The organism is Klebsiella sp. GB_Kp047, from assembly GCF_040065235.1.
In the GTDB taxonomy this organism is placed as follows: domain Bacteria; phylum Pseudomonadota; class Gammaproteobacteria; order Enterobacterales; family Enterobacteriaceae; genus Klebsiella; species Klebsiella quasipneumoniae.
The window spans coordinates 44,914-60,145 of record NZ_JBEAJG010000033.1; the positions used below are offsets into that span (position 1 = coordinate 44,914).

The following is a 15,232-nucleotide window of genomic DNA, read 5'->3' on the forward strand; positions in this document are numbered from 1 at the left end:
GCGACAGGGGGCGAGGGCGTCGGCTGGTCCCCGGCAAAAAATTTTTCTACTTGCCCCTTGATGCCGGAGTGGGCGACCCCATCTTGTAGTCAACCGCAGTGAAGAACCTGAAAAAAAATGATGTCTGGGCAGTTGAAACCGCAGGTTTCGCCCTTATTACAGGTTCACAACCACATGTTGATCGAATTTTTAGTGGAGACGTTTAGATGGGTAAAATTATTGGTATCGACCTGGGTACTACCAACTCTTGTGTAGCGATTATGGATGGCACTACTGCACGCGTGCTGGAGAACGCCGAAGGCGATCGCACCACGCCTTCTATCATTGCCTATACCCAGGATGGTGAAACTCTGGTTGGTCAGCCGGCTAAACGTCAGGCAGTGACAAACCCGCAAAACACCCTGTTTGCGATTAAACGCCTGATTGGCCGCCGCTTCCAGGACGAAGAAGTTCAGCGTGACGTTTCTATCATGCCATACAAAATTGTTGCCGCAGACAATGGCGACGCATGGCTGGATGTGAAAGGCACCAAAACGGCACCGCCGCAGATCTCTGCTGAAGTGCTGAAAAAAATGAAGAAAACGGCTGAAGATTACCTGGGTGAACCGGTAACTGAAGCGGTTATCACCGTACCGGCTTACTTCAACGATGCGCAGCGTCAGGCCACCAAAGATGCTGGCCGTATCGCCGGTCTGGAAGTCAAACGTATCATCAACGAACCGACCGCGGCCGCGCTGGCGTACGGTCTGGATAAAGAAGTGGGCAACCGTACTATCGCGGTTTACGACCTCGGTGGTGGTACTTTCGATATCTCTATTATCGAAATCGACGAAGTGGATGGCGAAAAAACCTTCGAAGTACTGGCGACCAACGGTGATACCCACCTGGGCGGCGAAGACTTCGATACCCGTCTGATCAACTACCTCGTTGATGAATTTAAGAAAGATCAGGGCATTGACCTGCGTAACGACCCGCTGGCGATGCAGCGTCTGAAAGAAGCCGCTGAGAAAGCGAAGATTGAACTGTCTTCTGCTCAGCAGACCGACGTTAACCTGCCGTACATCACTGCAGATGCGACCGGTCCGAAACATATGAACATCAAAGTGACTCGCGCGAAACTGGAAAGCCTGGTAGAAGACCTGGTTAACCGTTCCATCGAGCCGCTGAAAGTAGCCCTGCAGGATGCCGGTCTGTCCGTTTCCGATATCAACGACGTGATCCTCGTTGGTGGTCAGACTCGTATGCCGATGGTGCAGAAGAAAGTGGCCGAGTTCTTTGGTAAAGAACCGCGTAAAGACGTTAACCCGGATGAAGCCGTGGCGATCGGTGCTGCCGTTCAGGGCGGTGTACTGACTGGTGATGTGAAAGACGTTCTGCTGCTCGACGTGACCCCGCTGTCGCTGGGTATCGAAACCATGGGCGGCGTGATGACTGCGCTGATCAGCAAAAACACCACCATCCCGACCAAGCACAGCCAGGTGTTCTCTACCGCTGAAGACAACCAGTCTGCGGTCACCATCCATGTGCTGCAGGGTGAGCGTAAACGCGCGTCTGATAACAAATCTCTGGGTCAGTTCAACCTGGATGGTATCAACCCGGCGCCGCGCGGCATGCCGCAGATCGAAGTGACCTTTGACATCGATGCTGACGGTATCCTGCACGTCTCCGCGAAAGACAAAAACAGCGGTAAAGAGCAGAAGATCACCATCAAAGCCTCTTCCGGTCTGAATGAAGAAGAAATTCAGAAAATGGTTCGCGAAGCGGAAGCTAACGCCGAATCTGACCGTAAGTTCGAAGAGCTGGTACAGACCCGCAACCAGGGCGACCATCTGCTGCACAGCACTCGCAAGCAGGTTGAAGAAGCAGGCGATAAACTGCCGGCTGACGACAAAACTGCCATTGAGTCTGCGCTGACCGCGCTGGAAACTTCGCTGAAAGGTGAAGACAAAGCGGACATCGAAGCGAAAATGCAGGCGCTGGCGCAGGCTTCCCAGAAGCTGATGGAAATCGCCCAGCAGCAGCATGCTCAGCAGCAGGCGGGTTCCGCTGACGCTCAGGCGAGCAACGCGAAAGACGACGATGTTGTCGACGCTGAGTTCGAAGAAGTGAAAGATAAAAAATAATCGCCCTTTGAACGGGTAAAACACTGGCACGGGCGAAGAGGTTTCCTCTCCGCCCGTGCACGCATGTTAAGGGGCTGAAAAACACCGATGGCAAAGCAAGATTACTACGAGATTTTAGGCGTCTCCAAAACAGCGGAAGAGCGTGAAATCAAAAAGGCTTATAAGCGCCTGGCCATGAAGTATCACCCGGACCGCAACCAGGGTGATAAAGAGGCCGAAGCCAAATTTAAAGAAATCAAAGAAGCGTATGAAATCCTGACTGATGCCCAGAAGCGTGCGGCCTACGATCAGTACGGCCACGCGGCCTTTGAGCAGGGCGGCATGGGCGGCGGCGGCGGTTTTGGCGGCGGTGCGGACTTCAGCGATATCTTTGGCGATGTTTTCGGCGATATCTTTGGCGGCGGACGTGGCCGGCAGCGCGCGGCGCGCGGCGCCGATCTCCGTTACAACATGGAGCTGACGCTGGAAGAAGCGGTACGTGGCGTCACCAAAGAGATCCGTATTCCGACGCTGGAAGAGTGCGACGTCTGCCACGGCAGCGGCGCCAAAGCTGGCAGCAAACCGCAAACCTGTCCGACCTGTCATGGCGCAGGCCAGGTCCAGATGCGTCAGGGCTTCTTTGCGGTACAGCAGACCTGTCCGCACTGTCAGGGACGCGGTACGCTGATTAAAGATCCGTGCAATAAATGTCATGGTCACGGCCGCGTTGAGAAGACCAAAACCCTGTCGGTTAAAATCCCGGCAGGCGTGGATACCGGCGACCGGATCCGTCTGGCGGGCGAAGGTGAAGCCGGCGAGCATGGCGCACCGGCAGGCGATCTGTACGTTCAGGTCCAGGTGAAGCAGCACGCTATCTTTGAGCGTGAAGGCAATAACCTGTACTGCGAAGTGCCGATCAACTTCACCATGGCAGCGCTGGGCGGCGAGATTGAGGTCCCGACGCTCGACGGCCGCGTCAATCTCAAGATTCCGGGCGAAACCCAGACCGGCAAACTGTTCCGCATGCGCGGCAAAGGCGTGAAATCCGTTCGCGGCGGCGCGCAGGGCGATCTGCTGTGCCGGGTGGTGGTGGAGACGCCGGTGGGGCTGAACGAGAAGCAGAAGCAGCTGCTGAAAGAGCTGCAGGAAAGCTTCGGCGGCCCGACCGGGGAAAACAACAGCCCGCGTTCGAAAAGCTTCTTCGACGGTGTGAAGAAGTTCTTCGACGATTTGACCCGCTAATTCCGCTTTCGCTGACTCCTGGCCCGGGCCTTTGCTGCCCGGGCTTTTTTTGTCTTATCGCTCCTCTTTGATTCGTAAAAATCGAATGTTTACTCAACTTAAATCTGATTTTTTCGAGTTATCAGTTTGTGTATTATGCTTTTATCGAGTTATTCACCAACAGGATGAAAGTAAAAGTGAAACATCTGCAACGATTCTTCAGTAGCGATGCTTCCGGCGGCATTGTCTTAATCATCGCCGCGGTGCTGGCGATGGTCATGGCCAATACCAGCGTGACCAGCGGTCTGTATCACTCCTTCCTTGATACGCCTGTACAGCTGCGGGTGGGGGCGCTGGAGATCAACAAGAATATGCTGCTTTGGATCAATGATGCTCTGATGGCGGTGTTCTTCTTGCTGATTGGCCTGGAGGTCAAACGCGAGCTGATTCAGGGCTCGCTGGCGAGTCGTCGTCAGGCGGTCTTTCCAGTGATTGCCGCGCTCGGCGGGATGATCGTCCCGGCGCTGGTCTATCTGGCCTTTAACGCTCAGGATCCTGTCGCCAGAGAGGGATGGGCGATCCCGGCAGCGACGGATATTGCCTTTGCCCTCGGCGTGCTGGCGCTGTTAGGCAGCCGCGTCCCGACGGCGCTAAAGATTTTCCTGATGGCGCTGGCGATCATTGATGACCTGGGGGCTATCGTGATTATCGCGCTGTTTTATACCCACGACCTGTCAATGCTCTCGCTGGGCGTGGCGGCGGCGGCGATTGCGGTGCTGGTGGCCCTGAATCTGAGCGGCGTGCGGCGCACTGGGATCTATATTCTGGTCGGCGCGGTGCTGTGGACGGCGGTGCTGAAGTCCGGCGTTCACGCGACGCTTGCCGGAGTCATCGTCGGCTTTATGATTCCGTTACAGGAAAAGCAGGGTAAATCCCCGGCCAAAGCGCTTGAGCATGTCCTGCACCCGTGGGTCGCGTTTATGATCCTACCGCTGTTTGCCTTTGCCAACGCGGGTGTCTCGTTGCAGGGGGTCACACTTGATGGACTGACGTCGCTGCTGCCTCTGGGCATCATGGCCGGCCTGTTTATCGGTAAGCCGCTGGGGATCAGCCTGTTCTGCTGGCTGGCCCTGAAGCTGAAGTGGGCCTCGCTGCCGGAGGGGACCACCTGCGGGCAGATTATGGCGGTGGGTATCCTGTGCGGGATTGGCTTTACGATGTCGATTTTTATCGCCAGTCTCGCCTTTGGCAACGTGGATCCCGCGTTGATCAACTGGGCCAAGCTTGGCATCTTGATCGGCTCAGTGTTATCGGCCGTCACCGGATACCTCATACTGCGTCAGCGCGCGACGGATACTCGCCTCGCGGTATAACCTTTCTGCGGAGGGCCTCTCCGGCCCTCCAGGACATTATCAGGGAGAGAAGCATGTCACATATCAACTACAACCATCTGTACTACTTCTGGCACGTCTATAAAGAAGGGTCTGTCGTGGGCGCGGCGGAGGCGCTGTTTCTGACGCCGCAGACCATTACCGGGCAGATCAAAGCGCTGGAGGAGCGTCTGCAGGGTAAATTATTCAAGCGCAAGGGAAGAGGGCTGGAGCCGAGCGAGCTCGGGGAGTTGGTCTTCCGCTATGCCGACCGGATGTTTACCCTGAGCCAGGAGATGCTCGACATCGTCAACTATCGCAAAGAGTCTAATCTGCTGTTTGACGTCGGCGTGGCCGATGCGCTCTCGAAGCGGCTGGTCAGCGGCGTGCTGGATGCCGCCGTTGTCGAAAGCGAGCAGATTCATCTGCGCTGTTTTGAATCCACCCATGAGCTGCTGCTGGAGCAGTTGAGCCAGCATAAGCTCGATATGATTATCTCTGACTGCCCGATCGACTCGACGCAGCAGGAAGGGCTGTTTTCGGTGAAGATTGGCGAGTGTAGCGTCAGCTTCTGGTGTATGAACCCGGCGCCGACGAAGCCGTTCCCGGCTTGTCTCGAAGAGCGACGGCTGCTAATCCCCGGCCGACGATCGATGCTGGGACGTAAGCTGCTGAACTGGATTAATGTGCAGGGGCTGAAGGTGGAGATTCTCGGCGAGTTTGACGACGCGGCGCTCATGAAAGCCTTTGGCGCTGCGCATAATGCGATATTTGTCGCGCCGACGCTCTACGCGCATGATTTCTATCATGATGAATCGATTGTCGAAATTGGCCGCATGGATAGCGTGATGGAGGAGTATCACGCTATTTTCGCCGAACGGATGATTCAGCATCCGGCGGTACAGCGCATCTGCAATCGCGATTATTCGTCGCTGTTTACTGAACCCAGATAGCCGGAAAGCGTGGCTGGCGTGGCTCAGGTCGCGCCAGGGCGGGGAAGATGACAGGCATAAAAAAACCCGCTTTCGCGGGTTTTTTCACAAAGCGACAACAAGCAGCGATTAAGCCAGTTTGTTGATCTGAGCGGTCAGGTTAGCCTTATGACGCGCAGCTTTGTTTTTGTGGATCAGACCTTTAGCAGCCTGACGGTCCACGATCGGTTGCATTTCGTTAAATGCTTTTTGTGCAGCAGCTTTGTCGCCAGCTTCGATAGCTGCGTATACTTTCTTGATGAAAGTACGCATCATAGAGCGACGGCTAGCGTTGTGCTTGCGAGCCTTTTCAGACTGAACGGCGCGCTTCTTAGCTGATTTGATATTAGCCAAGGTCCAACTCCCAAATGTGTTCTATATGGACAATTCAAAGGCCGAGGAATATGCCCGTTTAGCCTTCTTTTGTCAATGGATTTGTGCAAATAAGCGCCGTTTAACACCACAGCGCTTCATTACGTAGTGATGGCGCAAGATTCTACCAGCTTGTTGCAGGCGAATACAGCTTTTCCACCATAAAAATCGCCGGGGGCGGGCGGTTTTCCCGCTTACCCGCGCTGAGTGAATGAATTCCTGAGAACTTTCGTTGCCGAGGAGCAATCGCTGGTTAACGTTGACAGTTGTACAAGGTATACTCGGACGATTTTCACTGTTTTGAGCCAGACATGAAGCTGATACGCGGCATACATAATCTCAGTCAGGCCCCGCACGGGTGCGTGCTGACCATTGGCAATTTTGACGGCGTGCATCGTGGGCATCAGGCGCTGCTGCAGCGATTGCGCGAAGAGGGCCGCCAGCGCGGTTTACCGGTGGTGGTGATGATTTTCGAACCCCAGCCGCTCGAGCTTTTTGCCGCCGATAAAGCCCCGGCGCGGTTGACCCGCCTGCGTGAAAAGCTGAGCTATCTGGCTGAAAGCGGGGTCGACTATGTGCTGTGCGTTCGCTTCGACCGCCGGTTCGCCGCGCTGACGGCGCAGGATTTTATCAGTGAACTGCTGGTGCGCCGCCTGGGCGTGCAGTTCCTTGCCGTCGGTGACGATTTCCGCTTTGGCGCTGGTCGCCAGGGGGATTTCTTGTTATTACAAAAGGCGGGGGCGGAATACGGCTTCGACGTCACCAGCACCCAAACCTTCTGCGAAGGCGGGGTGCGGATCAGCAGCACGGCGGTGCGTCAGGCGCTGGCCGATGACGATCTTCTTCTTGCGGAGACGCTGCTCGGCCATCCGTTTAGCATTTCCGGACGCGTCGTGCATGGCGACGAACTGGGCCGTACCATAGGTTTTCCGACGGCGAACTTACCGCTGCGTCGTCAGGTTTCCCCGGTTAAAGGGGTCTATGCGGTAGAAGTGACAGGTCTGGGCGACAAACCGATCGCCGGTGTCGCCAATATTGGCACCCGTCCAACGGTAGCGGGCGTGCGTCAGCAGCTCGAAGTGCATCTGTTGGACGTTGTAATGGACCTCTACGGTCGCCATATCAATGTAGTACTGCGTAAAAAGATACGTAATGAGCAGCGGTTTGCGTCGCTGGACGAGCTGAAGGCGCAAATCGCACGTGATGAGTTAACGGCCCGCGAATTATTTGGGCTGACCAGCCAGGCCTGAGCCACTGGTGTTTATCAAACCGAAATACGGAACCGAGAATCTGATGAGTGACTATAAATCGACCCTGAATTTGCCGGAAACAGGGTTCCCTATGCGTGGCGACCTCGCCAAACGCGAACCGGGAATGCTGGCGCGTTGGACCGATGATGACCTGTACGGCATCATTCGTGCAGCCAAAAAAGGCAAAAAAACCTTCATTCTGCATGATGGCCCTCCTTATGCGAATGGCAGCATTCATATTGGTCACTCGGTAAACAAGATTCTGAAAGACATTATCGTTAAGTCCAAAGGACTGACGGGCTATGACTCGCCTTACGTTCCGGGCTGGGACTGCCACGGTCTGCCGATCGAGCTGAAAGTAGAGCAGGAATACGGCAAGCCGGGCGAGAAGTTCACCGCAGCAGAATTCCGCGCCAAGTGCCGCGAATATGCCGCCGAGCAGATCGACGGCCAGCGTAAAGACTTTATTCGCCTCGGCGTGCTGGGCGACTGGTCGCATCCGTACCTGACCATGGACTTCAAAACCGAAGCCAATATCATTCGCGCGCTGGGCAAAATCATCGGCAACGGCCATCTGCATAAAGGCGCCAAGCCGGTGCACTGGTGCGTAGACTGCCGTTCCGCGCTGGCGGAAGCGGAAGTGGAGTATTACGACAAGACTTCCCCATCCATCGACGTGGCGTTCCACGCGGTAGATAAAGCCGCGGTGCTGGCGAAATTCGGCGTCGCCGACGTCAACGGCCCGGTGTCGCTGGTTATCTGGACCACCACTCCGTGGACCCTGCCGGCTAACCGCGCTATCTCCCTGTCGCCGGAGTTCGACTATGCGCTGGTGCAGGTTGACGGTCAGGCGCTGATCCTGGCGAAAGACCTGGTCGAGAGCGTGATGAAGCGCGTTGGCGCGGCCGATTACACCATCCTGGCGGCGGTGAACGGCGCCGAGCTTGAACTGATGCGTTTCCAGCATCCGTTCCTGGATTTCGACGTGCCGGCGATCCTTGGCGACCACGTGACGCTGGATGCCGGTACCGGCGCGGTGCATACCGCCGGCGGCCACGGTCCGGACGACTACACGATCAGCCAGAAATACGGTCTGGAAATCGCTAACCCGGTTGGCCCGGACGGAGCTTATCTGCCAGGCACCTATCCGTCCCTGGACGGTATCAACGTCTTCAAAGCCAACGATATCATCGTTGAGATGCTGCGTGAGCGCGGCGCGCTGCTGCATGTGGAAAAAATGCAGCACAGCTATCCGTGCTGCTGGCGCCACAAGTCGCCGATCATCTTCCGCGCCACCCCGCAGTGGTTCGTGAGCATGGATCAGAAAGGCCTGCGCGCGCAGTCGCTGAAAGAGATCAAAGGCGTGCAGTGGATCCCGGACTGGGGCCAGGCGCGTATCGAATCGATGGTCGCCAACCGTCCTGATTGGTGTATCTCCCGTCAGCGTACCTGGGGCGTGCCGATGTCGCTGTTCGTGCATAAAGAAACCCACGAACTGCACCCGCGTACCCTTGAGCTGATGGAAGAAGTCGCGAAGCGTGTTGAAGTCGACGGCATCCAGGCGTGGTGGGATCTCGATTCCCGCGACATCCTTGGCGATGACGCTGACAGCTACGAGAAAGTGCCGGATACCCTCGACGTCTGGTTTGACTCCGGATCGACCCACTCTTCCGTGGTTGACGTGCGTCCGGAATTCGCCGGTCACGCCGCCGATATGTATCTGGAAGGCTCCGACCAGCATCGCGGCTGGTTCATGTCCTCGCTGATGATTTCCACGGCGATGAAAGGCAAAGCGCCCTATCGTCAGGTACTGACCCACGGCTTCACCGTCGATGGTCAGGGGCGCAAAATGTCCAAGTCTATCGGCAACACCGTTAGCCCTCAGGACGTGATGAACAAGCTGGGCGCCGATATCCTGCGCCTGTGGGTGGCTTCCACCGACTACACCGGCGAAATGGCGGTCTCTGACGAGATCCTCAAACGCGCCGCGGACAGCTATCGTCGTATCCGTAACACCGCGCGCTTCCTGCTGGCGAACCTGAACGGTTTCGATCCGGCAAAAGACATGGTCAAACCGGAAGAGATGGTGGTGCTGGATCGCTGGGCGGTCGGCTGCGCGCAGGCGGCACAGGAAGATATCCTGAAAGCCTACGAATCCTACGACTTCCACGAAGTGGTGCAGCGCCTGATGCGCTTCTGCTCCATTGAGATGGGCTCGTTCTACCTCGACATCATCAAAGACCGCCAGTACACCGCTAAGGCGGACAGCGTGGCGCGTCGCAGCTGCCAGACCGCGCTGTTCCACATCGTGGAAGCGCTGGTGCGCTGGATGGCGCCGATCATGTCCTTCACTGCGGACGAAATCTGGGGTTACCTGCCGGGCGAGCGTGAGAAATACGTCTTTACCGGCGAATGGTATCAGGGTCTCTTCGGCCTGGCCGACGACGAAGCGATGAATGACGGCTTCTGGGATGAGCTGCTGAAAGTCCGTGGCGAAGTCAACAAAGTGATCGAGCAGGCGCGTGCGGATAAGAAAGTCGGTGGTTCGCTGGAAGCTGCGGTGACGCTGTATGCTGATGCCGACCTGGCCGCTAAGCTCAACGCACTGGGGGATGAATTGCGATTTGTCCTGTTGACCTCCGGGGCGAACGTCGCAGACTATGCGAGCGCATCTGCTGATGCGCAGCAGAGCGAACTGCTCAAAGGGCTGAAAGTCGCATTGAGTAAAGCTGAAGGTGAGAAATGCCCGCGCTGCTGGCATTACACCACCGATATCGGCAAGGTGGCGGAACACGCGGAAATCTGCGGACGCTGTGTGAGCAACGTCGCCGGTGACGGCGAGCAACGTAAATTCGCCTGATGAGTAAATCGATCTGTTCAACGGGGCTACGCTGGCTGTGGGTGGTCGTAGCCGTGCTGATTATCGATCTGGGTAGCAAATTCCTGATCCTCCAGAACTTCGCTCTGGGGGAGACGGTTCCGCTGTTCCCGTCGCTTAATCTGCATTATGCCCGCAACTATGGCGCGGCCTTTAGCTTCCTCGCCGACAGCGGCGGCTGGCAGCGCTGGTTCTTTTCCGGGATCGCGATCGGCATTTGCGTGGTGCTGACGGTACTGATGTACCGTTCGAAGGCGTCGCAAAAGCTGAACAATATTGCCTACGCCCTGATTATCGGCGGCGCGCTGGGCAACTTGTTCGATCGCCTGTGGCACGGCTTTGTGGTCGATATGATCGACTTCTACGTCGGCGACTGGCACTTCGCCACTTTCAACCTCGCCGATAGCGCTATCTGCATCGGCGCGGCGATGATTGTGCTGGAAGGCTTCTTGCCGAAACCGACCGCAAAAGAGCAGGTGTAAAGGTTAATGCCGGGTGGCGCCACGCCTGCCCGGCCTACAGAATGTGTGGTCTCCCGTCGCCCGGTAAGCGTAGCGCCTCCGGGCAACAGGTGACCTAAAACAAGCGAGCAATTTGCATGTCTAAATCCGTACAGAGCAACAGCGCGGTTCTCGTTCACTTCACGCTGAAGCTGGACGATGGATCCACCGCCGAGTCCACCCGTAACAATGGCAAACCGGCGCTGTTTCGCCTCGGCGACACCTCCCTGTCTGAAGGGCTGGAGCAACAGCTTCTTGGTCTGAAAGAGGGCGAGAAAAAGGCCTTTTCGCTGGAGCCTGACGCCGCTTTTGGCGTCCCGAGCCCGGACCTGATTCAGTATTTCTCTCGCCGCGAGTTTATCGACGCCGGCGAGCCGGAGATCGGCGCGATTATGCTCTTTACCGCAATGGATGGCAGCGAAATGCCTGGCGTGATCCGTGAAGTGAACGGCGATTCCATCACCGTCGACTTCAACCATCCGCTGGCCGGGCGCACCGTTCATTTTGATATTGAAGTGCTGGAGATCGATCCGGCGCTGGAGGAGTAACATGCAGATCCTGTTGGCTAACCCGCGCGGCTTTTGCGCTGGCGTTGACCGCGCTATCAGCATTGTAGAAAACGCGCTGACGCTGTACGGCGCGCCGATCTATGTTCGTCATGAAGTGGTGCATAACCGCTATGTGGTGGATAGCCTGCGCAAGCGCGGCGCCATATTTATCGAACAGATCAGCGAAGTACCGGACGGCGCGATCCTGATTTTCTCCGCTCACGGCGTATCGCAGGCGGTACGGAATGAAGCGAAGAGCCGCGACCTGACGGTGTTCGACGCCACCTGTCCGCTGGTGACGAAAGTGCATATGGAAGTCGCCCGCGCCAGCCGCCGTGGCGAAGAGTCGATTCTGATCGGCCATGCCGGACACCCGGAAGTCGAAGGCACTATGGGGCAGTACAATAACCCGCAAGGGGGCATGTACCTGGTCGAGTCGCCGGAAGATGTTCTCAAGCTGGAAGTCAAAAACGACGCCCGGCTGTCGTTTATGACCCAGACCACCCTCTCGGTGGACGATACCTCTGATGTGATTGACGCGCTGCGCGCGCGTTTCCCGAAAATCGTCGGCCCGCGCAAAGACGACATTTGCTATGCCACCACTAACCGTCAGGAAGCGGTGCGCGCGCTGGCGGAGCAGGCTGACGTGGTGCTGGTGGTCGGTTCGAAAAACTCCTCCAACTCTAACCGCCTCGCCGAACTGGCGCAGCGGATGGGTAAGGCAGCCTACCTGATTGACGATGCCTCCGATATTCAGGAAGCCTGGGTCAAGGATGCGGCCTGCGTCGGCGTGACGGCGGGCGCATCGGCGCCGGATATTCTGGTGCAGAACGTTATCACCCGGCTGCAGGAGCTGGGCGGTGGCGAAGCGGTGCCGCTGGAAGGCCGAGAAGAGAATATCGTTTTTGAAGTGCCGAAAGAGCTGCGTGTGGATGTCCGTGAAGTAGAGTAAGTTCTTTCCGCCTGCAATATGAGAAGATGCCAGACTTAACGTCTGGCATTTTTTTTAGGGAGAAACCATGCGCTTACCGATCATTCTTGATACTGACCCGGGCATCGACGATGCTGCCGCCATTGCTGCGGCGCTGTTCGCTCCCGAGCTGGACCTGCAGCTAATGACCACCGTGGCGGGCAATGTCTCCGTGGAGAAGACGACCCGTAACGCGCTGCAGCTGCTGCACTTCTGGCATGCCGATGTGCCGCTGGCGCAGGGCGCTTCGATGCCGCTGGTGCGTCCCCTGCGCGATGCCGCTTCGGTGCATGGCGAATCCGGTATGGAAGGGTATGACTTTGTTGAGCATCAACGTCAGCCGCTGGCGAAGCCGGCCTTCCAGGCGATCCGTGATGCGCTTATGCACGCTGCCGAGCCGATCACTCTGGTGGCGATTGGCCCGCTGACCAATATTGCGCTGCTGCTGACCCAGTATCCGGAATGCGTATTCAACATTCGCCGGCTGGTGATCATGGGCGGCTCGGCGGGCCGCGGCAACTTTACGCCGAATGCCGAATTCAATATTGCCATCGACCCGGAAGCTGCCGCGAAAGTCTTCCACAGCGGGCTGGAGATTGTGATGTGCGGGCTGGACGTCACCAATCGGGCGCTGTTGACGGCGGATTATCTGGCAACCCTGCCGACGCTGAACCAGACCGGTAAAATGCTCCATGCGCTGTTTAGCCACTATCGCAGCGGCAGCATGAGCAGTGGTCTGCGAATGCACGATCTCTGCGCTATCGCATGGCTGGCCCGCCCGGAACTGTTCACTCTGCAGCCATGTTTTGTGGCGGTGGAGACGCAGGGCACCTGGACCGCCGGCACCACGGTGGTGGATATTGAAGGACGACTGGGTCAGCCGGCGAACGCCCAGGTGGCGCTGGATATCGACGTGGAAGGGTTTCAGCGCTGGGCGGCGGAGGTGATTGCTCTGGCGCCGTAATACCCACCCAATCTTCAAGGAGAGAAGCAATGACCTATGGACAGGCGTATTTGAGCGGCTGGAAAGAGACTTTTAATTTTAGCGGCCGGGCCAGCCGACAGCAGTTCTGGACGTTTTTTCTTATCAATCTACTGATCGCCAGCGCGCCGCTGGCCGTCTGGTGTCTGGCAACCCGCCTAGACCCTCGCTACGGCATCCTCAGCTTTGTGGTCATACCCTTTGCGGCGCTGTGGCTGCTATTGATGGCGATCCCCCTGCTGGCAGTTGGCTGCCGGCGGATGCATGACATCGGCCGCTCCGGGATCTGGTTCGTGCTGGGGGTTATCATTCCGTGGTTTGCGGTTATTTCGCTGGCTCTGTGCTGCCTGCGTTCAGCGCCGGCACCGTCTCGCTGAGATAATCAATCATCGCCCGCATTCTGGCGGGCATATGCTTATCTCCCGCCCACAGCAGCCACAGATCGCCGGAGTAGCTGCTGATAAATTCCCACTCGGGCAGCACCTGCACAATGTCGCCATTCGCCAGCGCCTCGCGGGCGGTGAACAGCGGCAGGCTGCCGATCCCCAGATGCTGCTTAACCGCGTCGAGGCGCACGGCGGTATGGTTGGCGGCGTACCGCCCGTATGTTTGCACCGTTTCGGTTTTCCCTTCCCGACGGAACTTCCAGCGCGCGTCGGCAGGCGTTTCGCCAAGACTGATGCAACTGTGCGCCCGCAGTTCCTGCGGCGTGTGCGGCATACCGTGGCGCTGTAAATAGGCTTCAGTGGCGCAGATAACGTGCGTGACCGGCATCAGCGGTTTGCCATGCAGGCCGGGCGAGGGGGTATCGGTGATGCGTAGCGCCAGATCGATACCGTCATCGATAAAATCCAGAGGGCGATCTTCCAGCCGCAGGCAGACGTCAACCTGCGGGTAACGGTGAAAAAACGCCATCATCAGCGGATGGATCACAAAGCGGCCGATAGCTTTCGGTACGCTGAGCGTCAGCTTTCCCTGGGCGACCGTTTGGCGACTGCCGGCGGAATCCATCGCCTGTCGCGCCGCTTCCAGCATCTGCTGGGCATGCTGGTAAACCGTTTCCCCGGCATCGCTCAGACGCAGCTTGCGAGTGGTACGCTGCAGCAGTTTGCAGCCCATCTCTCGCTCCAGCCGCGACACGCTACGGCTAACCGCGGAAGGGGTAATGCCGCTCTGGCGGGCGACGGCGGAGAAGCTGCCCTGGTCGACAATCTGTACGAAGAGGGCAAGGTCGGGCAGGAGGTTCAGATTCATTTGTGCCCCTGGAGCAAGAGTGCATTGGCGGATGATGGGATTATCGCTGTCGGTATTAATAATATACTGGGCGAACAGAGAGGAGAATCACTATGACTGAACGGGTTTATTACACCAGCGATGCTACCGACGGGCGCGCCCAGATCATCGCCTGCACTGCAGAAGCGGATGGCCGTTACGCCATCGAACTGGATCGGACGCTGTTTCACCCGCAAGGGGGCGGTCAACCGGCGGATTGCGGCTGGATTGCCGGACAGGCCGTTGAGACGGTGGTTGTGCGCGGCGACAGGGTGCTGCATATTCTGTCGCAACAGCTTCCCCTCGGTGAAGTGGAAATGAAAATTGATGCCTCCGCGAGACAGCTGCATGCTCGTCTGCATTCTGCCGGCCACCTGCTTGGCATGGCGGGCGAACAGCTTGGCTGGCAACCGGTGAAAGCGCACCACTGGCCCGGCGAAGGGCGGATAACCTTTGCCAGCAGGAATAGCGCCGTGCTGCCGGACGCCAGTGCGCTACTGGCGCTAGTAAAGGCATGGCAGGCGCAGGACTTACCGCGTCAGGTGACGTACGCTGACGGCATGCGCAAAGTGGGATTCGGCGAGCTGCCCGCCTATCCCTGCGGTGGCACCCACGTCGCCCGTCTGGCGGAGCTGGGCGACATTGTCATTAGTCAGATTAAGATGAAGAAGGGGCAGCTGGTGGTCAGCTACACCCTGGCGTAAGGCTTTCTGCTCTACCAGAAGTATAATGTTTCCATAGCATTTCAATGCTGGTCGGTCGAGTATGCCAGCTTTAGTGCATCTTATTTCTTAAT

Annotated in this window: 14 protein-coding genes; 12 read left to right on the top strand and 2 right to left on the bottom strand. The window is 57.5% G+C overall.

Annotation, left to right across the window (positions count from 1 at the left end):
• Window positions 1–206 precede the first annotated feature (206 nt).
• The 4 genes from dnaK (at window position 207) to nhaR (ending at window position 5,646) form a co-directional block, all read left to right on the top strand.
• Window positions 207–2,123 carry a molecular chaperone DnaK gene (gene dnaK / locus ABLV76_RS14635; RefSeq protein WP_004204234.1) on the top strand — a complete coding sequence of 639 codons (1,917 nt, stop codon included), beginning with the start codon at window positions 207–209 and terminating at the stop codon, window positions 2,121–2,123.
• Between the two features lie 87 nt (window positions 2,124–2,210).
• Window positions 2,211–3,344 (top strand): molecular chaperone DnaJ, encoded by a 1,134-nt coding sequence (gene dnaJ, locus ABLV76_RS14640; protein ID WP_002887955.1) that lies wholly within the window; start codon window positions 2,211–2,213, stop codon window positions 3,342–3,344.
• Between the two features lie 176 nt (window positions 3,345–3,520).
• Window positions 3,521–4,696 (top strand): Na+/H+ antiporter NhaA, encoded by a 1,176-nt coding sequence (gene nhaA, locus ABLV76_RS14645; RefSeq protein ID WP_017901221.1) that lies wholly within the window; start codon window positions 3,521–3,523, stop codon window positions 4,694–4,696.
• 53 nt (window positions 4,697–4,749) lie between these two features.
• Window positions 4,750–5,646, top strand: coding sequence for a transcriptional activator NhaR (nhaR, locus tag ABLV76_RS14650; protein WP_002887961.1), 897 nt, complete (start codon window positions 4,750–4,752; stop codon window positions 5,644–5,646).
• 108 nt (window positions 5,647–5,754) lie between these two features.
• Here nhaR and rpsT read toward each other — a convergent pair whose 3' ends face one another.
• Window positions 5,755–6,018, bottom strand: coding sequence for a 30S ribosomal protein S20 (gene rpsT / locus ABLV76_RS14655; protein ID WP_002887965.1), 264 nt, complete (start codon window positions 6,016–6,018; stop codon window positions 5,755–5,757).
• Window positions 6,019–6,347: 329 nt separating this feature from the next.
• Here rpsT and ribF point away from each other — a divergent pair, with 329 nt between their 5' ends.
• From ribF to ABLV76_RS14690, 7 genes are all read left to right on the top strand, one after another.
• Window positions 6,348–7,286: a bifunctional riboflavin kinase/FAD synthetase gene (gene ribF, locus ABLV76_RS14660; protein WP_004204236.1), complete on the top strand. Its 939-nt coding sequence runs from the start codon at window positions 6,348–6,350 to the stop codon at window positions 7,284–7,286.
• Between the two features lie 43 nt (window positions 7,287–7,329).
• The gene (gene ileS, locus ABLV76_RS14665; protein WP_004204238.1) at window positions 7,330–10,146 is read left to right on the top strand and encodes an isoleucine--tRNA ligase; all 2,817 of its coding nucleotides are present in this window, start codon (window positions 7,330–7,332) and stop codon (window positions 10,144–10,146) included.
• Window positions 10,146–10,646: a signal peptidase II gene (gene lspA, locus ABLV76_RS14670; RefSeq protein WP_004204239.1), complete on the top strand. Its 501-nt coding sequence runs from the start codon at window positions 10,146–10,148 to the stop codon at window positions 10,644–10,646. The genes ileS and lspA overlap by 1 nt, the downstream gene beginning before the upstream one ends.
• Before the next feature lie 116 nt (window positions 10,647–10,762).
• On the top strand, window positions 10,763–11,212 hold the full coding sequence (fkpB, locus tag ABLV76_RS14675; protein WP_004204241.1) for an FKBP-type peptidyl-prolyl cis-trans isomerase: 450 nt from the start codon (window positions 10,763–10,765) through the stop codon (window positions 11,210–11,212).
• 1 nt (window position 11,213) lies between these two features.
• The gene (gene ispH / locus ABLV76_RS14680) at window positions 11,214–12,164 is read left to right on the top strand and encodes a 4-hydroxy-3-methylbut-2-enyl diphosphate reductase (protein WP_002887979.1); all 951 of its coding nucleotides are present in this window, start codon (window positions 11,214–11,216) and stop codon (window positions 12,162–12,164) included.
• Window positions 12,165–12,231: 67 nt separating this feature from the next.
• A complete protein-coding gene (rihC, locus tag ABLV76_RS14685) occupies window positions 12,232–13,146 on the top strand; it encodes a ribonucleoside hydrolase RihC (RefSeq protein WP_004204242.1) in 915 nt (304 codons plus the stop codon).
• A 29-nt stretch (window positions 13,147–13,175) separates the two neighbouring features.
• Window positions 13,176–13,541, top strand: coding sequence for a DUF805 domain-containing protein (locus ABLV76_RS14690; protein ID WP_023319704.1), 366 nt, complete (start codon window positions 13,176–13,178; stop codon window positions 13,539–13,541).
• Here ABLV76_RS14690 and ABLV76_RS14695 read toward each other — a convergent pair.
• Window positions 13,489–14,418 carry a LysR family transcriptional regulator gene (locus ABLV76_RS14695; RefSeq protein ID WP_004204245.1) on the bottom strand — a complete coding sequence of 310 codons (930 nt, stop codon included), beginning with the start codon at window positions 14,416–14,418 and terminating at the stop codon, window positions 13,489–13,491. The genes ABLV76_RS14690 and ABLV76_RS14695 overlap by 53 nt on opposite strands.
• Before the next feature lie 92 nt (window positions 14,419–14,510).
• On the opposite strand from ABLV76_RS14695, the gene ABLV76_RS14700 reads away from it, so the two are divergent.
• Window positions 14,511–15,140: a serine-tRNA(Ala) deacylase AlaX gene (locus ABLV76_RS14700; RefSeq protein WP_053810775.1), complete on the top strand. Its 630-nt coding sequence runs from the start codon at window positions 14,511–14,513 to the stop codon at window positions 15,138–15,140.
• Window positions 15,141–15,232: the final 92 nt, after the last annotated feature.